We start from the raw sequence: 20,405 nt of genomic DNA, 5'->3' as shown, positions 1-20,405 counted from the left end.
GATGGACGAGGAGTGGCCCGAGCAGGAGTACCTGAGCTGCCTGAACGGCGAACGGCAGTGCTACGCCTGGGTGATGCGCCACTACGGGGGCCGCACCGGAGCCGACGCCGAAGCGGCCGCCCTCGCCTGCTACCCCTACGAGCCGCCGGGCACCCCGTACCGGGGCCTGGTGTTCCACGACGAAGCCTGGCACTGGGCGATGCTGAGGATCCACGGGGGCGACTACGCCCGCGAGCACCCCGAGCTCGTCATCCCGCCCGACGAGTACCTGGCACTCGACTGAACCTCCGCCCCGCCCCCGGCCGCGCCCCACCAGCTTGGCTGACGAACCATCAGCTCGGGTGGCCTCCCGACCCTCGTCCGGCCTTCCTCCACCCCTCGTCCACCCTTCCCCCGACCGTCCTCCGCCCCTCCTCCGTCCCTCGCCGGCCCCTCGCCGGCCCACCCCCGGCACCGTCCCGCCGTGCTCCCCCGTGGACGACGGCGTCCGGTCGTCCGCGAAGGCGGCTACGCTGTGCGCCGTGACAGAACGGCTGCCGATCTTCCCCCTGAACGCCGTGCTCTACCCCGGCCTGGTGCTGCCGCTCCATGTCTTCGAGGAGCGCTACCGACGCTTGGTCGCCGACCTGCTGGCCCAACCCGAGGACCAGCCGCGGCGGTTCGGAGTGCTGGCGATCAAGGACGGGCGCGAGGTCGCCCCGGTGACGGAAAGTGACGAGCCGGCCGGTCCGATGGGCGGCCTGGGCACCGCCACCGGCGATCCGCTGGAGGCGCTCTTCCACATCGGCTGCGTGGCCGACCTGGCCTCCGTCAATCCGCAGCCGGACGGCCGCTACGAGCTGCTGGTCACCGGCACCACCCGGTTCCGGCTGCGCTCGGTGGAGACCGGCGGCCCCTACCTGGTGGGCGAGGTCGAGACCCTGGAGGAGCAGGACGGCAGCGGCCCGGGCGCACTGGCCGGCGGGGTGGAGCGGGCGTTCCGGCTCTACCAGAAGCGGCTGGCCGGCGCCCGGCAGGCCAGCCTGGCGGGCGAGCAGGAGCTGCCGGACGACCCGCAGGTGCTCTCCTACCTGGTGGCCGCCGCCGCCGTGCTGGAGATCCCGGTCAAGCAGCAGCTGCTCGCCTGCCCCGACACCGCCTCCCGGCTGAGCAGCGAACTGGAGCTGCTGCGCCGGGAGACCGCACTGCTGAACTGGCTGCCGTCGGTGCCGGCCGTGGAGCTGACCCGGCAGCAGTTCAGCCCGAACTGAGCGGAGTCCAGGATGGCGAAGAAGAACGGCGCGGCGGGTGGCCGGGGCACACCCGCCACGGTGGCGCTGGAGAAGGCGGGCGTGCCGTTCACCGTGCACGGCTACCAGCACGATCCGGCCGCACCCTCGTACGGCGGCGAGGCCGCCGAGGCGCTCGGCGTGGCGCCCGAGCGGGTGTTCAAGACGCTGGTCGCCGAGGTGGACGGGGTCCTCACGGTCGGCGTGGTGCCGGTCGCCGGGCAGCTGGACCTCAAGGCGCTGGCCGCGGCGGTCGGCGGCAAGCGGGCGGCGATGGCCGACCCGGCGGCGGCCGAGCGCAGCAGCGGCTACGTACTCGGCGGGATCTCCCCGCTCGGCCAGCGCAAGCCGCTGCGCACCGTGCTGCACGAGGGCGCGCTGGCTTTCGAGACGGTCTACGTCTCGGCCGGGCGGCGCGGCCTGGAGGTGGAGCTGGCCCCGGCGGACCTGATGCGGCTCACCAGTGCGGTCAGCGCGCCCATCGGACGCTGAGCCTGGACGCTGAGCCCGAGCGCTGAGCCCAGCCGCCGGGCCGGCGTGCCGCCCGTCAGCCCCTGCGCTAGGCGGACGCAGCCGGCCCGGACGACTCCGAAGACGGCGCCCCCGGCGCCCCCGGACCGGTCGGGGCCTGCGAGGGCGCAGTACCCTGCGACGACGCGTCAGTTCCGTTGACCGGAGCACCCCCTGACACCCCGTCACCAACCGGCTCACCAACCGGATCACCCACCGGCCCGCTCACCTGACCCCCGGCCGGCCCCGAAACCGGCGGCGCCCACGGGTCCCCCACCGGCCCGTCCCCGAACGGCGGCGCCCACTCCAGCGCCGGCTCCTGCTCCCGCTTGCCGAACGCCGCCGTCAGCGCGAGCAGCACCACCATCGCGGTGATCGGCCAGGCCAGCAGCGCCCCGTGCGCGGGCAGCGTGAGGTTCTCGTAGAAGACGTGCCCGTCACCGAGCTGCTTGGCGTGCGCCGCGATGTTGCTGGTCGGCCCCACCGTCTCGCCCAGCCAGACCGCGATGAGCGATCCCAGGAACCCGCTGATCCCCAGCGAGAGCGCCACCGCGATGCCGCCGCCGCGCCGCCGGGTCATCAGGAACGCGACGACCGAGGTGACCAGGCCGAAGGCGATCCCGATCAGCACGAAGGTGCCGACCGCACCGGCCGACTGCTCGCCCTCGGGGTCCACGTAGAGCACCTGGGTGGCCTTCGCCGCGGCCACCAGCGGCACCTCCGGCGCCAGCCAGTACCAGATCGCCCCCATCAGCAGCCCGAGCGCGAGGCAGGGCAGGCCGATCGCGCCGGCCACCAGCAGCTCGGCCGGCAGCCGGGAGAGCAGGCCGGGCTTCGTGGGTACCGGCGGCAGCGGCTCGGAGTCCGCGAAGGTGTTCGGTTCGGTCACCCGGCCATCGTTTCACGGCTCCACCCGGAACCCGGAGAGCGGGTCGGAACGCGCCCACCCGGGTCGCCCACCGCGCCCCCGTCACCTACCGGCCAGCCCAACCCCGCCCACCAACCGCGTCCGCCCCCGCCCCGCCTACCGCGTCGTCGCCCGCCGGTACGCAACCGTGGCCAGGCTGAGCGACACCACCCCGACCCCGGCACACACGCCCAGGTCCCCCAGCACGGCCGCCCAGTCGGGCCGGGCCGCGAAGGTGTCGGCGAAGGCGTCCACCCCGTAGGTGGACGGCAGCAGCGCACGCAGCAACCGGATCGCCTGCGGCAGGTGCGAGGCCGGGAGCACGCCGAGCAGCAGCGCGGCGGACATGCCCAACTGCCCGAGCATGGTGGCGATCTCCTGCTTGGGTGCGAGCAGCCCGAGCGCCGCGCCGAGTCCGGAGAGCGCCGCCCCGGCCAGCGGCACCACGGCCAGCAGCACCCACAGGTGGGTCAGCGGGAGTCCGAACAGCACCGCGCCGATCCCGGCGGTGACCAGCGCCCCGGGCAGCGTGAACGAGGCGTAGGCGCCGGCCGCGCCGAGCACCACCGAGGCGGCCGGCACCGGCAGCGTCGCATAGTGGTCGAGCCCGCCGGTGGCGCGCAGCTTGCCGAAGTACTGGGCGAGCAGGTTGAGCGCCACGAAGGCGACCACCAACACGCTGGAGCCGGCCACCACGGCCCGGGAGGACGGGTTGTCGCCGCTGTCCACCACGCCGCGCATCATCACCAGGATGCCGATCGACTGGAAGCTGGCGACGAACATCAGCGGGATCCGGGCCACCTTGGCCCGGGCCAGCTGCGCCCGGTAGACGGCGGCCAGCGCGGGCAGCAGCCGGGCGGCGGGGCCGAGCGGGGCCGCGGCGACCGACTGCGCGCCGGTCGGCGACGCGGGGGACGCGGGAGAGAGCAGGGTCACTTCGCCAGTCCTTGGTGGCGGCCGCCGAGCCGGAGGTAGACGTCCTCCAGGCTCGGGGTGGCCAGGGTGAAGTCGTCCAGGGCCGCGAAGGCCGGCCCGGCGGTGACGGCGGCGACCAGTTCGCGTGCCTCCTCCGGGCTGGTCCGCACGGTCCAGCGGCGGCCGCCGCGCTCGGCCCGCTCGGCCAGCCGGGCCACCTCGGGCACGCCGAGCGGCGGCTCGTCGCGCCAGACCAGGTCGAGCCGGACGTCGCCGTCCACCAGTGCCTTGAGTCCGCCGGGCGTGTCGCAGGCGATCACCCGGCCCTCGTCCAGCACCGCGACCCGGTCCAGCACCGTCTCCGCCTCGATCACGTTGTGGGTGACCAGCAGCACGGTGGTGCCGCGCTCGGCCCGGCGGCGGTCCACGGCGGTCCAGACGGCCCGCCGGGCCACCGGGTCCATGCCGGTGGTCGGCTCGTCGAGCACCAGCAGCGGCCGCTCGCCGACCAGCGTGGCGGCGAAGCAGGCGAGTCGGCGCTGGCCGCCGGAGAGTTTGGCGAGCGGCCGGCCGGCCAGCCCCTCCAGCCCGAGTTCGGCCAGCACCTCGGCGCTCTCGGCCCGGGCGGCGGAGCGGCTGAGGCCGCGCAGCCGTCCGGTGGTCTCGGCGGCCAGCGCCACGGTCAGCTCGTCCAGCGCGGTGGACTCCTGGCCGAGGTAGCCGAGCAGCCGGGCGGCCCGCTCGGGGTGCCGGACGATGTCGTGGCCGAGGATGTGCACGCTGCCGGAGTCCGGCCGCAGCAGCCCGGTCAGCTGGCGGACCAGGGTGGACTTGCCGGCGCCGTTCGGTCCGAGCAGCCCGAAGATCTCGCCCTGGCGGATCTCCAGGTCGACGCCGTCGTTGGCGCGGACCTCGCCGTGGTTCTTGGTGAGGCCCCGGACGGAGCAGCAGGGCAGTGGGGCGTCGCTCACGTCCGAAGACAATACGCGCCGATCCCTCACGGAGCGGACCAGGGGGCCCACCGGTCACCCGGGTGCGCGCACCCGGCCGCCCGGCGACCGGATCAGTCGTCCACCACGACCCGGTCGCCGCCGGGCACCCGCTGGGCCAGTTCCTTCCAGAAGCCCGCCCGGATCGCGTACCGGTCGTGCTCGTCGATCTGGTCGTCCTTGTGTGCGAGCAGGCCGAACCGCGCGGCGTAGCGCAGCAGTTCGCCGTCGATCCGGTGCGGCACCCGGGGGTAGTCGGCCCAGAGCACGGTGAGCCGGGGCGGCTCGCCGATCCGGTCGGTCCAGCGGCGGGCGAACACCTGGCCGACCTCGTGCGGGTCGCCGCCGATCGCGGTGATGTCCTCCTCGCGGTCGGCCCAGCGCTGCTCGGCGGTGGTGAGCTGGGCCAGGGTGGGCAGCGTGTCGCCGGCGGTGGGCTGCTCGGACGGGCGGTCCACGTAGCCGCGGTCGGAGGACCAGCGCAGCACCGGCCCGTTGGCCGAGGCGGCCGGAGCCGGCACCGGTGCGGCGGGCGGCGCGGTGGTCCGGCCGGCCAGGTCCTTGGGCGTGGGCACGGGCTTCAGCGGCTGGCTCGGCGGCTCGGTCGACGGTTCGGCGGGCTCGACGGCGGCCGGGCGGGGTGCGGCGGGCGGCGCGGCGAGGATCTTGGCGATCTCCGGCGGCGGGCCGGCCGGCGGGAAGACCTGGGCGGGTTCGCGCAGGCTGACCGAGCGGGTGATCCACTCGCGGTCCAGCACCCGGCGCTCGTCGGCCTCGCCGACCAGGTCCTCGGACTGGTTGAAGTCGCCGTCGGCGGCCTGCAGCGCCCACAGGTGCACGGCGACCCCGTGTTCCTTGGCGCTCATCATGCCGGGCAGCAGGTCGCCGTCGCCGGTGACCAGCACCACGTCGGCGCAGGCCCGGTTGCGGGCGAGTTCGGAGAGCTCGGCGTGCATCGCGGCGTCCACGCCCTTCTGCACCCAGCGGCCCTCGGCCCGGGTGAGGGCGCCGAGCCGCACGGTGACCCGGGGCAGCACCCGCAGCCGCCGGTGCTCGGGCAGCGGGCGGCGTTCGGGGGCGGCGTCGAACCAGTAGATCCGCAGCAGCGGCAGCCCGGTCTCCTCCTCGGCGCGTTCGCGCAGCGAGGCGATCAGCGCGGTGTGATCCACCGTCACCCGGGAGCGGGCCGGTTCACCGGCGAGCAGGCTGGCGGCCGCGCCCAGCAGGTATCCGGCGTCCACCAGGACTACGCAGCGGTCCACATCCGCACCTTTCTCCCGCGGCCCCCTCGGTCCGTGCTGCTGACGCCGCCTGGAGGCAGTCTGCCCGAGCGAGGTCGCCACAGGGACCCGGTCCGACCGTTGCGCTCTCCTTTACCCTCCGACGGGGGTGTGAATCACCCGGCTGCGCGGGCTTCGTCGTACGCGGTGCGGGCGTCGTGGATGGTGGTGCGGTGCCGCTCGGCCCAGGCCGTGAGCTGGGCGAGGTACTGGTTGAGCTCCTGGCCGACCTCGGTGAGGGCGTACTCCACCTTGGGCGGGGCGGTGGGGTAGACGGTGCGGGAGACCAGGCCGTCGCGCTCCAGGTTGCGCAGCGTCAGGGTCAGCATCCGGCGGCTGATCCCGGCGATCCGGCGCTCCAGTTCGGTGAACCGGATCGGTCCGGCCGCGGCGGAGACGATCACCATGATGCTCCACTTGCCGCCCACCCGGTCCAGCACCTCGGTGACGGCGCAGGCGCCGCGCTGCACGGTGTCCCCGGGTCGGAGCGGCCCCGGTACACAGGTGTTCCCCTGTGACAAAAAAGTGCCTTCTTCCATGGGATCTGATGGTCACACAGGATGGTCCACGTAACAAGAGATGCACCTTCGGAGGTCACATCATGTTTCGTGGACACGGTTCTGACGTTTCGTCACCCGATCGCCGACGCTGGCTGGCACTCCTGGTCCTCTGCGCCGGCGTTCTGATGATCATTCTGGACGGCACGATCGTGACGGTCGCCCAGCCCGCGATCCAGCACGACCTGGGGTTCACCGACACCGGGCTGTCCTGGGTGATGAACGCCTATCAGATCCCGTTCGCCGGGCTGCTCCTGCTGGCCGGCCGGCTCGGCGACCTGCTCGGCCGCAAGCGGGTCTACCTGGCCGGACTGGCGCTCTTCGCCGCCGCCTCGGCACTGTGCGGGCTGGCCGGCTCGGCCGGGATGCTGATCGCCGCCCGGTTCGTGCAGGGCGCGGGCGGGGCGCTGGTCTCCGCCGTGGCGCTCGGCATGATCGTCACGCTCTTCCCCGACCCGGCCGAACGGGGCCGCGCGATCGGCGTGTTCAGCTTCGTCGGAGCCGCCGGGGCCTCGCTCGGCATGGTGCTCGGCGGCGTGCTCACCCAGCTGCTGAACTGGCACTGGATCTTCCTGGTGAACCTGCCGATCGCGCTCGCGGCCGGCCTGCCCGCGGTGCGGCTGCTGGACCGCGAGGCCGGGCAGGGGCTGCGCGAGGGCGCCGACGCGCTGGGCGCGGTCCTGGTGACGGCCGGCCTGATGCTCGGCGTCTACACCATCGTCGGCACCGGCAGCCACGGTTGGGGCTCGGCGCACACCCTGGGCTTCGGCGCCGCGGCGCTGGTGCTGCTGGCCGGCTTCCTGCTCCGGCAGGCCAGGGCGGCCCGGCCGCTGCTGCCGCTGCGGCTCTTCCGCTCGCGGGCCACCTCCGGCGCCAACCTGGTGCAACTGCTGATGATCGCCGCGATGTTCGGCTTCCAGGTGCTGATCGCCCTGCACCTGCAGGAGGTGCTCGGCTGGTCCCCCGCCCGCACCGGCTTCGGCATGCTGCCCACCGGCCTGGCGATCGGCGCCGTCTCGCTCGGCCTGTCGGCCCGGCTGATCCGCACCCTCGGGACGTACCGGGTGCTGCTGGTCGGCATCGGGATGCTGGTGCTGTCGCTGGCCTACCTGACCCGGATGCCGCAGCACGCGAGCTACCCGGTGGACGTGCTGCCCGCGCTGCTGCTGATCGCCGGCGGCGGGCTGGCGATGCCGGCGCTGGCCGGGCTGGCCATGCGGGACGCCACGCCGGCCGACTCGGGAGTGGCCTCCGGGCTGTTCAACACCTCGCAGACGGTGGCCTCGGCGCTCGGGGTGGCGGTGCTGGGCACCCTGGCGGCCGGGCGGGCCGCGCACTCCCGGGCGGCCGGCCACCCGGCGGCCCGGGCGCTGGCCGACGGTCACCGGCTGGCCTTCGGGGTGGCCGCGGTGCTGCTGGCGCTGGCCTTCGCCGCGGCGGCGGTGCTGCTGCGGGAGCGGCGGGCCGCGGCGGCGGAGCCGGTGGCGCTGGCGGCCTGACACGGCAGTGGGGGCGCCGACCACCCGGTCGGCACCCCCGCTGTGACGTGGCGTCAGCCTGTTGTAGAGCGACGTCAGCCCCGCTGTGACGTGGCTTCAGCCCCGCTGTGACGTGGTGTCAGCCGTTCAGCTCGGCGGCCACCAGCTCGGCCAGCTGCACGGTGTTCAGCGCGGCGCCCTTGCGCAGGTTGTCGTTGGCGATGAAGAGCGACAGACCGTGCTCGACGGTCTCGTCCCGGCGGATCCGCCCGACGAAGCTCGGGTCCTGCCCGGCCGCCTGCAGCGGGGTCGGGATGTCGGTGAGCTCCACGCCCGGCGCCTGCGCCAGCAGCTCGACCGCCCGCTCCGGGGTGATCTCGGCCGAGAAGCGGGCGTGCACCTGGAGCGAGTGGCCGGTGAAGACCGGCACCCGGACGCAGGTGCCGGCCACCTTGAGCTCCGGGATCTCCAGGATCTTGCGGCTCTCGAAGCGCAGCTTCTGCTCCTCGTCGGTCTCGTTCAGCCCGTCGTCCACCAGCGAGCCGGCCAGCGGGATCACGTTGAAGGCGATCGGGCGGGCGTAGACCTTGGGCTCGGGGAACTTCACGGCGGAGCCGTCCAGGGCGAGCGCGGCGGAACCGTCCACCACCTCGGCGGCCTGCTGCTGCAGCTCGGCGACGCCGGCCACGCCGCTGCCGGAGACCGCCTGGTAGGAGGCGACCACGAGCGCCGTCAGACCGGCCTCGTCGTGCAGCGGGCGCAGCACCGGCATGGCGGCCATGGTGGTGCAGTTCGGGTTGGCGATGATGCCCTTGGGGCGGTCGGCGACGGCGTGCGGGTTGACCTCGGCGACCACCAGCGGCACCTCGGGGTCGCGGCGCCAGGCCGAGGAGTTGTCGATCACCACGGCGCCGGCCGCGGCGACCTTGGGGGCCAGCGCCTTGGAGGTGGCACCGCCGGCCGAGAAGATCACGATGTCCAGACCGGTGTAGTCGGCCGTGGCGGCGTCCTCGACCACCACCTCCGCGCCCTGCCACGGCAGCGTCTTGCCGGCCGACCTCGCCGAGGCGAAGAGCCGCAGCTGCGTCACCGGGAAGGCCCGCTCGGCCAGGATCTCGCGGACCACGTTGCCCACCTGGCCGGTGGCGCCGACGATACCGATCTTCATGATTCCTCCTCTTCCTACTGCTCTCGACACATCTTGCCTGGTCGACGGTTCCGACCCGGCGGGCTTTCACTCCGTGGACACCTCAGTCCACGGCGGCGAGCACCTCCAGGGCGCGCGCCACCGGGGCCCCGCCCGCGGCGAGCAGCGGCAGCCGCACCGCCGGGCTGGGGATCCGGCCCTGCGCGTGCAGCACGCCCTTGACCACCGTCGGGTTGGGCTCGGCGAACGCGGCGGCGGCCAGCTCGGCCAGCCGGTGGCCCAGCGCCCGCGCCCGGCCGGCCTCGCCCGCCCGCCAGGCCTCGGCCAGCTCCACCCAGCGCGCGGTGGCCAGGTGGGCGGAGGCCAGGATCCCGCCGGCCGCGCCGAGCGCCAGCAGCGGCGGGAGCACCGCGTCGTCGCCGCCGAGCACCGCGAAGCCGGGCAGTTCGGCGCCGAGCAGTTCGACGGCCTGCGGGTCCACCGCGCCGGTGGCCAGCTTGATGCCGGCGATGCCGGGCAGTTCGGCCAGTTCGCGCAGGGTGGCGGTGCTCAGCTGCTGACCGGTGCGGTAGGGGATGTGGTAGACCACCAGCGGCACGGGGCTCTGCGCGGCCAGCTCGCGGAAGTGCGCCAGCACCGCGGCGTCGCCCGCCCGCGCGAACGGCGGCACCAGGGTGAGCGCGGCCGTCACCTCGTGGTCGAGCCCGCGCAGCGCCTGCACCACCTGCCGGGTGGCGGTGCCGGCGGCGCCGACCAGCAGCTGGGCACCGCGCTCGCGGCAGACCCGGGTGCAGACCTCGACCACGGCGGCCTTCTCGGCCTCGTCCAGTGCGCCGGGCTCGCCGGTGGTGCCGAGCGCCACGAGTCCGGTCGCGCCGTCGTCCAGCACCTGGTGGGCGAGCGACTCCAGGGCGTCGGTGGCGAGCTCGCCGGCCGGGGTGAAGGGCGTGATCAGGGGCACGTAGATGCCGCGCAGTGCGTGGGTGGTGTCCATGCTCCGACCTTCGCCCAGCACGATCGTGCAGGTCCAGTTCGCATTTCTGAGGCAAACCGTAAGCTGGGCTGATGCTCGACGTCCGCCGCCTGCGGCTCCTGCGGGAACTCGCCCACCGCGGCACCATCGCCGCCGTCGCCGAGGCGCTCGCCTTCACCCCCTCGGCCGTCTCCCAGCAGTTGACCGCACTGGAGAAGGAGGCCGGGGTGGTGCTGCTGGAACGCACCGGGCGCCGGGTCCAGCTCACCCCGGCGGCGCTGCGGCTGGTCGGGCACGCCGAAGCCGTGCTGGCCCGGCTGGAGCGGGCGGAGGCGGAACTGGCCGGCGCCCGGCGCGGACCGGCCGGGCCGCTGCGGATCGGCACCTTCCCGTCCGCGGCCCGGGTGGTGATCCCGCCCGCGCTGGCCGCGCTCGCCGCCGCCCACCCGGAGCTGGAGCCGATGGTCGCCGAGGTGGACCCGGCCGGGGTGGCCGACCTGCTGCGCTCCGGCGAGTTGGACATCGCCCTGGTGCACGACTACGACTTCGTGCCGGCCGAGCCCGACCCGGGCATCGCCCGCCGCCCGCTCTTCGCCGAGGCGATGCACCTGGCCGCCCCCGCGCCGGGCCGGGCCGCGCTCGCCGACTACCGCGACCACCCCTGGATCGTGGCCACCCACGGCACGCTCTGCCACGCGATGGCGGTCCGGGCCTGCCAGGCGGCCGGCTACACCCCGCGGATCCGGCACCGGGCCGACGACTTCGACACCGTGCTCGCCCTGGTCGCGGCCGGTCAGGGCGTCGCCATGGTCCCGGACCTGGCCCTGCTCGCCCCGCCGCCCGGGGTCCACCTGCACCGGCTGCCGATGTCGCGGCGCACCTCGATCGCCTTCCGCCAGGGCGCGGGCGAGCACCCGGCCACCGCGGCGTTCACCCTGGCTGTCACCTCGGCGTTGCCGAACGATCTGCGCTGTTCTCGTAACAGTTGATCTCAAAGCCTTCCTAAAGGAACGGCAACCCCAGTACAACCGCTGAGGAGAAGTCACCACGAGAAACACGAGCGGACCATGACGAATCCTCCTCCCGGTTACGGCTACCCGAGCGACCCGCAGAACCCCTACGGCCAGCAGCCCCCGGCCCAGCCCGGCTACGGCGCCCCGCAGGGCCCGTACGACCCGCTGCCCCCGCAGCAGGGCGCCGGCGCCTACGGTGCCCCGCCGCCCGCCGACTACGGCCAGCAGCCCGGCTACGGCACCCCGCCGCCGCCCGGGTACGGCGCCCAGCAGCCGGGCTACGGCGCCACGCCGCCCCCCGGCTACGGCTACCCGCCGGGCATGCCGCAGCAGCAGGGCACCCTGGCCCAGCCGCTGGACCGTTTCCTGGCCCGCCTGATCGACGCCGCCATCCTGCTGATCCCGGTCATCGTCCTGGAGAACGTCCTCGGCATCTACGTCGGCGCGATCCTGGCCGGCGCGGTCTGGTTCGGCTACGAGGCGCTGATGATGCTGACCCAGAATCAGCAGACCATCGGCAAGAAGGCCCTGAAGCTCCGGGTCGTCTCCGCCACCCACGGCGGCCGCCCGGCCGACAACGAGCTCTGGGCCCGCTCCGCCGTCTACGGCCTCCCCCAGGCCGTCTACTGCATCGGCACGATCTTCTTCCTGGTCAACGTGCTCTCGCTGCTCTGGGACAAGCCGCTCCAGCAGTGCTTCCACGACAAGGCCGGCAAGACCGTGGTGGTCAAGGAGGCCTGACGCCCCCTCGACGAACGGCCCGGGCGCACCCTCGCGGTGCACCCGGGCCGTCGCCGTCCGCGCACCCGCCCGGCCCGTCCGACGGACATCGCGCCCGCGCGGCGGTGCGGTGGTGGCCCGACACCTGCGCGCGTGATGATGATGTTGTCGGCGGGGGATGCCAGTCGGGAGGGCCGAGCACAGACCGGATGGGCCCATGGACGCAGAGCACGACCGTGTCGCCGAGGGCCCGCGCGCGGGGTCGGGCGGACCTGCCGCGCGCGGGACCCCCTGGCGTCGGCTGCGGTCGTGGCTGGCGGCACGCAGCATCGCCGGCCGGGTGTTCCTGTGGCTGCTGCTCGCCATGGTGCTGCTGGTGAGCGCGGTGGCCACCGCGCTCACCCTGCAGATCCAGCACCACGTCCTGGCGGACGCGCGGGAGCACACCACCTCGGCCGCCGCCGCGCTGGCCCACTCGCCCGGCATGGCGGCCGCCCTGGACAGCCCGGACCCGACGGCGCAACTGCAGCCGGTCGCCGAGCAGATCCGGACCAGCGGCGGCCTCTTCTACGTCGCCTTCTACAGCCCGACCGGGGTCGGCTACGTCCCCGGCCCGCCCGGCACGATCGACCAGCACCTGCGCGGAACTCTCCAGCAGGCCGCCGCCGGGCCCCGCACCACCACCTTCGGCACGCCCCGGGGCACGGTCGTGAACACGACCGCGCCGGTGACCCGGGCCGACGGCTCGCTCGCCGGGTACACCTCGGTGGGCATCACCCCCGAGCAGGCGAGCCAGGTGGCGAACCAGCAGCTGCCGGTGCTGTTCACCGGCGCGGCAGCCGCCCTGGTGCTGGGCGTGCTCGGGATCGCGCTGGTGCGGCGGCGCCTGCGCCGCCAGACGCACGGCCTGGGCCCCGAAGAGATGACCAGGATGTACGAGCACCACGACGCGGTGCTGCACGCGGTCCGCGAGGGCGTGCTGATCGTCGGCGGGGACGCCCGGGTACTGCTGGCCAACGACGAGGCCCGCCGACTGCTGGAGCTGCCGCCCGAGGTGGAGGGGCGGCCGGTCTCCGCCCTCGGCCTCGCCCCGGAGCTGGCGGAGCAGCTGGCGGCGGGCCGGGAGGCGACCGACGAGGTGCACCTGGTCGGCGACCGGCTGCTCGCCGTGAACATCCGCCCGACCGCACCGTTCGGCGGCCAGCCGGGCAGCGTGGTGACGGTCCGTGACACCACGGAGCTGAGCGCGCTGACCGGCCGCGCCGAGCAGGCCAAGGCCCGCCTGCAGTTGCTCTACGACGCCGGCCTGCGGGTCGGCACCACCCTCGACATCACCCGCACCGCACAGGAGCTGGCGGACATCGCGGTGCCCCGGTTCGCGGACTTCGCCACCGTCGAGCTGGCCGACCCGGTGCTGCGCGGCGACGAGCCGAGCCCGGACACCGGCCGGGCCGACGGCCCGCAGGTCCGGCGCACGGCGCTGCGCGGAACCAGTGCGGACGCCCCGCTCTACCCGGTGGGCACGCAGATCAGCTTCCTCCCCACCGTGCTGCCGGGCAGCGATCCGGACGCCGTGTCCGCCGTGCTCACGGCCGACCTGCGCGAGGCGCGGCGCTGGCGGTCGCGGTACGGGGCGGACGCCGAGCTGTTGCTCGGCTACGGGATCCGCTCGCTGATCTCGGCGCCGTTGCAGGCCCGCGGGGTGGTCCTGGGCGTGGTCAGCTTCTGGCGCACCGCCGGGACGGAGCCGTTCGACGAGGACGACCTGTCCTTCGCCACGGAGTTGGCCGCCCGCGCGGCGATCTCGATCGACAACGCCCGCCGCTACACCCGCGAGCACCGGACGGCCGAGACGCTGCAGCGCAGCCTGCTGCCGCACGACCTGCCGGCGCAGAGCCCGCTCGACCTGGCGTACCGCTACCTGCCGGCGACCCAGGGCGTCGGCGGCGACTGGTTCGACGTCATCCCGCTGTCCGGGCTCCGGGTGGCGCTGGTCGTCGGCGACGTGGTCGGCCACGGTCTGCACGCCGCCGCCACCATGGGCCGGCTGCGGACGGCGGTGCTCAACTTCTCCGCCCTCGACCTGCCGCCCGACGAGCTGATCGCCCGGCTCGACGAGCTGGTCATCCGCCTCGACCAGGGCGGCGGCACCGGCATCACCGGCGCCACCTGCGTCTACGCCGTCTACGATCCGGTCTCCGGCGACTGCGACATCGCGCTCGCCGGCCACCCGCCCCCGGTCCTGCTCGGCCCGGACGGCGGCGCGCAGTTCGTCGAGCTGCCCGCGGGCCTGCCGCTGGGCGTCGGCGGCCTGCCCTTCGAGAGCACCCGCCTGAGCCTGCCGGTCGGCACCCGGCTGGTGCTCTACACCGACGGGCTGGTCGCCGGCCGCCACCGCGGCATCGGGGACGGGCTCACCGCGCTCCGCGACGGCCTGGCGGCGGCCCCCGTCCACGGATCGCCCGAGGACATCTGCGAGGCCGTGCTCGGCGCGACGGTCCGCGCGGCGCCGCCCGCCCAGCAGAGCGACGACGCGACCCTGCTGGTTGCCCGCACCCACCGGCTGGCCCCGTCGCAGGTGGCCGTCTGGGAGGTGCCGTCCGATCCCGCGGCGGTCTCGCGGGTCCGCTCCGAGTGCGTCGACCGGCTGACCGAGTGGGGCCTGGAGCCGCTGGCGTTCACCACCGAGCTGCTGCTCAGCGAGCTGATCACCAACGCCATCCGCTACGGCACCCAGCCGATCACCGTCCGCCTGCTGCGCGACCACACCCTGGTCTGCGAGGTCGCCGACGGCAGCAGCACCGCTCCCCACCTGCGCTACGCCGCGACCACCGACGAGGGCGGCCGCGGCCTCTTCCTGGTGGCCCAACTCACCCAGCGGTGGGGCACCAGGTACACCGACCGCGGCAAGATCATCTGGGCCGAGCAGTCGCTGACCGCCGCCCCCGACCCGTTCCGCGACGCACTGAACCTCTAGCCCGACGGCCCGTCAGGCCGCCAGGAAGAACAGCAGGCTGGTCGCGAACGCGCCGCACAGGCGGACCGAGTTCGACCGGTGGAACCGGCTGATCATGACCCGCACGTCCGCCGGGGCACCCTCCCCGCCCCACTGCGCCACGGCCTTGTAGACCGGCAGGTTGAACGCTGCGGTCCACAGGAAGAAGAAGGCCAGGAAGACGCCGCCGCCGACCAGCGCGCACACGTACGCGGCGTGGTTCGGGGCGCCGGTGAAGGCGATCACGATCGAGCTGACGATCGGAATGACCGTCAGCGTGGAGAGCACCCGGTTGGTGCCCGCCTTCGCCAGGAAGTCCTGGAAGGCGCGCGCGGCGTCCTCGTCGGACTGCTGTCGCCAGATGACCCGCATCACGGTCAGCAGGGTGGTCATCAGCCCGACCAGCATCGCCGCCGAGAGGATCGCCAGGAAAACCAGTGCCTCGTACACGTGTGCCGCCCCCACAGGTCCGGGGTCGGTCGTGCCGACCCCGCCAACTCCTGACCGACGGTCAGGAACGGTGCCGAACCTAGCACAGGAACTGACCGTCGGTCAGGAATTGGCCGGGCCCCGGCCTCGGTAGAGTCCTGGCCGTGAGCAAAGCGCGTACACCCGGCAGCCGGTCGCGGATCCTGACGACGGCTGCGGACCTGTTCCTGAGCCGGGGCTACGCGGACACCTCGCTGAGCCAGATCGCCGAAGGGGTCGGCCTGAGCAAGGCCTCGGTCCTCTACCACTTCAGCTCCAAGGACCAGATCCTGATGGAGCTCGCGGAGCCGCTGCTGGCCGCCTGCGAACAGGTGCTGGAGACGGCGGACGCGACGGCCCCGGACAGTGCCCGCTGGGTCGTGGTCGAGGGCCTGCTGGACGCCTCCTTCGACCACCTGCGGATCCTGACGGTCGCCGGCGCGGCCGGCGCCGTCCGCGACCCGGTCTACCAGCGCATGATCGCCATCAACCAGCGCGCCGTGGTGCACATCGCCGGCAGCGGTGCGGGCCTGCGCGAGCAGATCCGCGCCTCCGCGGTCCTGACCCTGCTGGCCCGTCCCGTCGTCTTCCACCAGCACGAGCCGCGCGACGCCGTCCGGCGCGAAGTCCTCGACGCGGCGCACCTGCTGCTCGACCGGGAGTCCTGAGCGACCGGTCCGGCCGGGCCCACGCCCCCCCTGAGCGGCCTGAGCGGATCACTCCTCCCGAAGCGCTAGGGTGGGATGTCCCCCAGCCGCAGCCCGAGTCAAAGGAGCCTGCCCCCGTGGCCGACAGCTTCGTTCACCTGCATGTCCACACCGAGTACTCGATGCTCGACGGGGCGGCCAAGAACGGCAAGCTGGTGGCGGAGGCGGAGCGGCAGGGCATGCCCGCGATCGCGATGAGCGACCACGGCAACATGTTCGGCGCGTACGAGTTCTTCCAGAAGGCGAAGGACAGCGCGGTCAAGCCGATCATCGGCATCGAGGCCTACGTCGCGCCCGAGTCCCGGTTCCACAAGAAGCAGGTCTTCTGGTCGCCGGGCGGCCAGCGCCCGGCCAGCTCCGACGGCGAGGGCGGCAAGGACGTCTCCGGCGGTGGCCGCTACACCCACATGACCATGTGGGCCGAGAACGCCACCGGCCTGCGCAACCTCTTCAAGCTCTCCTCCCTGGCGTCCATGGAGGGCTACTACATGAAGCCCCGGATGGACCGGGAGCTGATCGCCGCGAACGCCGCCGGGATCATCGCGACCACCGGCTGCCCGTCCGGCGAGGTGCAGACCCGGCTGCGGCTCGGGCAGTACGAGGAGGCGGTCAAGGCCGCCGGCGCCTACCAGGACATCTTCGGCAAGGAGAACTACTTCCTGGAGCTGATGGACCACGACCTGTCCATCGAGAAGGACGTCCGGGACGACCTGCTGCGCCTGGCCAAGCAGCTGAACATCCCGCTGCTGGCCACCAACGACTCGCACTACGTGACCGCCGACCAGGCGGACGCCCACGACAGCCTGCTCTGCGTCGGCGTGGGCAAGAACAAGGACGACCCGAACCGGTTCAAGTTCCAGGGCACCGGCTACTACGTGAAGACCGCCGAGGAGATGCGCGCGCTCTTCAGCGAGCTCCCCGAGGCCTGCGACAACACCCTGGCCATCGGCGAGCGGATCGGCTCCTACAAGGAGGTCTTCGACTACGTCGACCGGATGCCGCAGTTCGACGTGCCCGAGGGCGAGACCCAGGCCTCCTACCTGCGCAAGAAGATCGCGGCCGGCCTCCAGCACCGCTACGGCGACAACCCGAGCCAGGAGGTGCTGGACCGGATCGAGCTGGAGATGGGCGTCATCACCCCGATGGGGTTCGACGCCTACTTCCTCGTGGTCGCGGACATCTGCCAGTACGGGCGGGACAACGGCATCCCGGTCGGCCCGGGCCGTGGCTCGGCGGCCGGCTCGATGGTCTCCTACCTCACCGGCATCACCCAGCTCGACCCGCTGGAGCACGACCTGCTGTTCGAGCGGTTCCTGAACCCCGAGCGCATCAACCCCCCGGACGTCGACATCGACTTCGACGACCGCCAGCGCGACCAGATGGTGCGCTACGTCACCGACAAGTACGGCGAGGCGTACACCGCCCAGGTGAACACCTTCGGCACCATCAAGGCCAAGGCGGCCGTGAAGGACGCCAACCGGATCCTCGGCTACCCGTTCTCGATGGGCGACCGGATCACCAAGGCGATGCCGCCGGACGTGATGGGCAAGGGCGTGCCGCTCGCGGACCTGTTCAACGAGTCCCACCCTCGCTACAACGAGGGCACCGAGATCCGCACGATGTACGCCAACGAGCCGGACGTCAAGAAGATCATCGACACCGGCATGGGCATCGAGGGCCTGATCCGCGGCACCGGCGTGCACGCCGCGGCGGTCATCCTCTCCTCGACCCCGCTGCTCGAACTGATCCCGCTGCACAAGCGGGACAAGGACGGCGTGATCATCACCGGCTTCGACTACCCGTCGTGCGAAGCCATGGGCCTGATCAAGATGGACTTCCTGGGTCTGCGGAACCTGGGCATCATCGATCACTGCCTCAAGATCATCAAGTCCAACCGGGGCGACGACGTCGACATCGACAAGGTCCCGATCGACGACCCGACGACCTATCAGATGCTGGCCCGCGGCGACACGCTGGGCGTGTTCCAGCTCGACGGCGGCCCCATGCGCGCCCTGCTGCGGCTGATGAAGCCCACCGAGTTCGCCGACATCTCCGCCGTCTCGGCGCTGTACCGCCCGGGTCCGATGGGCATGAACTCGCACACCAACTACGCGCTGCGCAAGAACGCCCAGCAGGAGATCCTGCCGATCCACCCGGAGCTTGAGGAACCGCTCAAGGAGGTCCTCGGCCCCACCTACGGCCTGATCGTCTACCAGGAGCAGGTGCAGCGCGCCGCGCAGGTGCTGGCCGGCTACAGCCTCGGCCAAGCCGACCTGCTCCGCCGCGCGATGGGCAAGAAGAAGAAGGAGGTCCTGGAGAAGGAGTTCGTCCCCTTCCACGCGGGCTGCAAGGAGCGCGGCTACTCCGACGAGGCGATCCAGGCGGTCTGGGACGTCCTGGTGCCGTTCGCCGGCTACGCGTTCAACAAATCGCACTCCGCCGCCTACGGCCTGGTCTCCTACCAGACCGCCTACCTCAAGGCGAACTACCCCGCCGAGTACATGGCGGCGCTGCTCACCTCGGTGGCGGACGACAAGGACAAGATGGCCGTCTACCTGGCCGAGTGCCGGGCCATGGGCATCAAGATCCTCTCCCCGGACGTCAACGAGTCGGTGGTCGACTTCACCGCCGTCGGCACCGACGTGCGGTTCGGCCTGAAGGCCGTGCGCAACGTCGGCGTCCCGGTGATCGAGTCGCTGATCAAGACCCGCAAGGAGAAGGGCAAGTACGCCTCCTTCGCGGACTTCCTGGACAAGGTCGAGCTGGTCGCCTGCAACAAGCGCACCGTCGACTCGCTGATCAAGGCCGGTGCCTTCGACTCGCTCGGCCACACCCGCCAGTCGCTGGTCGCGGTGCACGAGAACGCGATCGACGCGGTCACCGGGGTGAAGAAGCAGCAGGCGATCGGCCAGGACGACCTGTTCGGCGCCCTGGACACCGGCGCCGACAGCCCGACCATCGGCCTGGACTTCGAGCTCACCGACCGGGAGTGGCCGCGCAAGCAGCTGCTCAGCCTGGAGCGCGAGATGCTCGGCCTGTACGTCTCCAGCCACCCGCTGGACGGCGCCGAGCACATCCTGGCCCGCAACCGGGACATCTCGATCGCCGAACTGATGGGCTCCGGGCGGACCGAGGGCGAGGTGCGGCTCTCCGGCCTGATCACCAACGTGGACCGGCGGATCAACAAGGCGGGCAACGCCTGGGCGATCATCACGCTGGCCGACCGCGACGGCTCGGTCGAGGTGCTCTTCTTCCCGGCCACCTACAACCTGATGGCCGATCAGATGGTCGAGGACAACGTGGTCACGGCCCGCGGCCGGCTCAACGAGCGGGACGGCGCGCTCTCCATCTTCGGCCAGGAGCTGACCACCCTGGACATCTCCGCCGCCGAGTTCGGCGGCAAGCCGCCGGTGCAGATCACCGTGCCCTACCCGAAGGTCACCGCGCACATGGTGCGCGAGCTCAAGGCCACCCTGAAGGCGCACCCGGGCGACGTGCCGGTGCGGCTGCTGACCACCAGTCGGCAGAAGGACGTGCTCTACGAGCTCGGCTTCCTGGTCAACCCCGACACGGCCTTCGCCAGCGAGGTCAAGACCCTGCTCGGCCCGTCCGCCTGGAGCGCCTGACCCGGCCGTGCTTCCGCTGGGCCGGGGAGTCGTTCCCGGCCCAACGGAAGCACGCTACTCTCACCGGGCGAAGACTGTGGAACCGCCACGGCCGCGCTGCCCGGAGGGGGAGACGATGAGTTACGGCCAGCCCGGAGTCGGGGGGTTCGCGCCGGTGGCGGCACCACCGCGGGCGCGGAGCGGGGCGGCGGCGCTGCCGGGGCTCGCGGTGATCATGATCATGGACCTGCTGCTGGAACTCGGCATGCTGATCTACGACCTGAGCAAGGGCGGCGCCTCCTACCTGCAGGCGGGGCTCTGGGGCAACTTCGGCCACGTCAAGTTCGACGCACCGGTCTACTTCGCGCCCTCCGACGCCGCGACCGTGGTCGCCCTGATCGCGCTGATCATCGGCGCGTTCTCCGGCGCCGCCTGGGTCCGCCCGGCGGGCACCACGGTCCTGCTGGTCACCGCCTGGACCGACGCGTCCAGCATCATCTACCAGCTGACCGCGAACAGCGACAGCCGCAACCACTTCGCCTCGCCGGTCTCCCCGAACCTCTGGCTCAACCTCGACACCATCGCCCAGCTGCTGCTCGCGCTGGTCTTCGCGATCGTGGTCGGCGCCACCATGAAGTCCGGGTCCCCCGCCCCGTACACCGGCGGTTTCACCCCGCCGCCCAGCGCGCCGAACTTCCCCCCGCAGCAGGGCGCGCCCGGCTTCCCGCCCCCGTCGCAGGGCGGCTTCCCCCCGCCGCCGGCCCAGCCGCCGGCGCAGCAGCCGTGGGGGTACCCCCGGCCGGAGGCTGGGGGAGGGTCCCCCCGGCCGGAGGCTGGGGGAGGCTACCCCGGACGCTGATGAGCGCCTGACGG

The 20,405-nt window shown here is 73.1% G+C and carries 18 protein-coding genes; 10 read left to right on the top strand and 8 right to left on the bottom strand.

Going from position 1 to position 20,405, the window contains the following annotated elements:
• Position 1 precedes the first annotated feature (1 nt).
• From FHX73_RS21700 to ybaK, 3 genes are all read left to right on the top strand, one after another.
• On the top strand, positions 2-283 hold the full coding sequence (locus FHX73_RS21700) for a hypothetical protein (RefSeq protein WP_145906591.1): 282 nt from the start codon (positions 2-4) through the stop codon (positions 281-283).
• A 238-nt stretch (positions 284-521) separates the two neighbouring features.
• On the top strand, positions 522-1,250 hold the full coding sequence (locus FHX73_RS21695; protein WP_145906590.1) for an LON peptidase substrate-binding domain-containing protein: 729 nt from the start codon (positions 522-524) through the stop codon (positions 1,248-1,250).
• Between the two features lie 12 nt (positions 1,251-1,262).
• Positions 1,263-1,760, top strand: coding sequence for a Cys-tRNA(Pro) deacylase (ybaK, locus tag FHX73_RS21690; protein ID WP_145906589.1), 498 nt, complete (start codon positions 1,263-1,265; stop codon positions 1,758-1,760).
• Between the two features lie 67 nt (positions 1,761-1,827).
• On the opposite strand, the gene FHX73_RS45650 is transcribed toward ybaK, so the two are convergent.
• The 5 genes from FHX73_RS45650 to FHX73_RS21660 all read right to left on the bottom strand — a co-directional run bounded on the left by FHX73_RS45650 (position 1,828) and on the right by FHX73_RS21660 (position 6,390).
• Positions 1,828-2,667 (bottom strand): ABC transporter permease, encoded by an 840-nt coding sequence (locus tag FHX73_RS45650; RefSeq protein WP_211786232.1) that lies wholly within the window; start codon positions 2,665-2,667, stop codon positions 1,828-1,830.
• Positions 2,668-2,802: 135 nt separating this feature from the next.
• Complete coding sequence (locus FHX73_RS21675; protein WP_145906588.1) at positions 2,803-3,621, bottom strand: ABC transporter permease; 819 nt, start codon at positions 3,619-3,621, stop codon at positions 2,803-2,805.
• On the bottom strand, positions 3,618-4,571 hold the full coding sequence (locus tag FHX73_RS21670; RefSeq protein WP_145906587.1) for an ABC transporter ATP-binding protein: 954 nt from the start codon (positions 4,569-4,571) through the stop codon (positions 3,618-3,620). Before FHX73_RS21670 ends, FHX73_RS21675 begins: the two co-directional genes overlap by 4 nt.
• A gap of 92 nt (positions 4,572-4,663) precedes the next feature.
• A complete protein-coding gene (locus tag FHX73_RS21665; protein WP_145906586.1) occupies positions 4,664-5,851 on the bottom strand; it encodes an NYN domain-containing protein in 1,188 nt (395 codons plus the stop codon).
• 134 nt (positions 5,852-5,985) lie between these two features.
• Complete coding sequence (locus FHX73_RS21660; protein WP_425461445.1) at positions 5,986-6,390, bottom strand: winged helix-turn-helix transcriptional regulator; 405 nt, start codon at positions 6,388-6,390, stop codon at positions 5,986-5,988.
• Between the two features lie 164 nt (positions 6,391-6,554).
• Here FHX73_RS21660 and FHX73_RS21655 point away from each other — a divergent pair, with 164 nt between their 5' ends.
• Complete coding sequence (locus FHX73_RS21655; protein WP_425461409.1) at positions 6,555-7,925, top strand: MFS transporter; 1,371 nt, start codon at positions 6,555-6,557, stop codon at positions 7,923-7,925.
• Positions 7,926-8,043: 118 nt separating this feature from the next.
• Here the strand turns inward: FHX73_RS21655 and FHX73_RS21650 are convergent, their stop codons facing one another.
• Together FHX73_RS21650 and FHX73_RS21645 are read right to left on the bottom strand one after the other, a co-directional pair.
• Positions 8,044-9,072 carry an aspartate-semialdehyde dehydrogenase gene (locus FHX73_RS21650; protein ID WP_145906583.1) on the bottom strand — a complete coding sequence of 343 codons (1,029 nt, stop codon included), beginning with the start codon at positions 9,070-9,072 and terminating at the stop codon, positions 8,044-8,046.
• A gap of 82 nt (positions 9,073-9,154) precedes the next feature.
• Entirely contained in the window at positions 9,155-10,045 is an 891-nt protein-coding gene (locus FHX73_RS21645; protein ID WP_145906582.1) for a dihydrodipicolinate synthase family protein, read from the bottom strand.
• A 71-nt stretch (positions 10,046-10,116) separates the two neighbouring features.
• Here FHX73_RS21645 and FHX73_RS21640 point away from each other — a divergent pair, with 71 nt between their 5' ends.
• The 3 genes from FHX73_RS21640 (at position 10,117) to FHX73_RS21630 (ending at position 14,734) form a co-directional block, all read left to right on the top strand.
• The gene (locus FHX73_RS21640) at positions 10,117-11,013 is read left to right on the top strand and encodes a LysR family transcriptional regulator (RefSeq protein WP_145906581.1); all 897 of its coding nucleotides are present in this window, start codon (positions 10,117-10,119) and stop codon (positions 11,011-11,013) included.
• A gap of 78 nt (positions 11,014-11,091) precedes the next feature.
• Positions 11,092-11,778 (top strand): RDD family protein, encoded by a 687-nt coding sequence (locus tag FHX73_RS47275; RefSeq protein WP_145906580.1) that lies wholly within the window; start codon positions 11,092-11,094, stop codon positions 11,776-11,778.
• Positions 11,779-11,974: 196 nt separating this feature from the next.
• Complete coding sequence (locus FHX73_RS21630) at positions 11,975-14,734, top strand: SpoIIE family protein phosphatase (protein WP_211786231.1); 2,760 nt, start codon at positions 11,975-11,977, stop codon at positions 14,732-14,734.
• Positions 14,735-14,746: 12 nt separating this feature from the next.
• On the opposite strand, the gene FHX73_RS21625 is transcribed toward FHX73_RS21630, so the two are convergent.
• The gene (locus FHX73_RS21625) at positions 14,747-15,202 is read right to left on the bottom strand and encodes a DUF1772 domain-containing protein (RefSeq protein ID WP_145906578.1); all 456 of its coding nucleotides are present in this window, start codon (positions 15,200-15,202) and stop codon (positions 14,747-14,749) included.
• Between the two features lie 143 nt (positions 15,203-15,345).
• Between FHX73_RS21625 and FHX73_RS21620 the strand changes: the two genes are divergently transcribed.
• The 3 genes from FHX73_RS21620 (at position 15,346) to FHX73_RS21610 (ending at position 20,391) form a co-directional block, all read left to right on the top strand.
• Positions 15,346-15,888 (top strand): TetR/AcrR family transcriptional regulator, encoded by a 543-nt coding sequence (locus FHX73_RS21620; protein ID WP_170304992.1) that lies wholly within the window; start codon positions 15,346-15,348, stop codon positions 15,886-15,888.
• A gap of 116 nt (positions 15,889-16,004) precedes the next feature.
• On the top strand, positions 16,005-19,553 hold the full coding sequence (gene dnaE / locus FHX73_RS21615; RefSeq protein ID WP_145906576.1) for a DNA polymerase III subunit alpha: 3,549 nt from the start codon (positions 16,005-16,007) through the stop codon (positions 19,551-19,553).
• A gap of 115 nt (positions 19,554-19,668) precedes the next feature.
• Complete coding sequence (locus FHX73_RS21610) at positions 19,669-20,391, top strand: hypothetical protein (RefSeq protein WP_145906575.1); 723 nt, start codon at positions 19,669-19,671, stop codon at positions 20,389-20,391.
• Positions 20,392-20,405: the final 14 nt, after the last annotated feature.

This window comes from Kitasatospora viridis, assembly GCF_007829815.1.
GTDB classification, from domain to species: domain Bacteria; phylum Actinomycetota; class Actinomycetes; order Streptomycetales; family Streptomycetaceae; genus Kitasatospora; species Kitasatospora viridis.
The sequence above is the reverse complement of the archived record's forward strand: the minus strand, read 5'-3'. Positions and strand labels throughout refer to the sequence as shown.

Bases quoted from the DNA above. Each gene is read 5' to 3' on its own strand.
- ybaK (WP_145906589.1), top strand. From the start codon at position 1,263: ATGGCGAAGAAGAACGGCGCGGCGGGTGGCCGGGGCACACCCGCCACG.
- FHX73_RS21640 (WP_145906581.1), top strand. From the start codon at position 10,117: ATGCTCGACGTCCGCCGCCTGCGGCTCCTGCGGGAACTCGCCCACCGC.
- FHX73_RS21655 (WP_425461409.1), top strand. From the start codon at position 6,555: ATGATCATTCTGGACGGCACGATCGTGACGGTCGCCCAGCCCGCGATC.
- FHX73_RS21700 (WP_145906591.1), top strand. From the start codon at position 2: ATGGACGAGGAGTGGCCCGAGCAGGAGTACCTGAGCTGCCTGAACGGC.
- FHX73_RS47275 (WP_145906580.1), top strand. From the start codon at position 11,092: ATGACGAATCCTCCTCCCGGTTACGGCTACCCGAGCGACCCGCAGAAC.
- FHX73_RS21650 (WP_145906583.1), bottom strand. From the start codon at position 9,072: ATGAAGATCGGTATCGTCGGCGCCACCGGCCAGGTGGGCAACGTGGTC.
- FHX73_RS21610 (WP_145906575.1), top strand. From the start codon at position 19,669: ATGAGTTACGGCCAGCCCGGAGTCGGGGGGTTCGCGCCGGTGGCGGCA.
- FHX73_RS21645 (WP_145906582.1), bottom strand. From the start codon at position 10,045: ATGGACACCACCCACGCACTGCGCGGCATCTACGTGCCCCTGATCACG.
- FHX73_RS21630 (WP_211786231.1), top strand. From the start codon at position 11,975: ATGGACGCAGAGCACGACCGTGTCGCCGAGGGCCCGCGCGCGGGGTCG.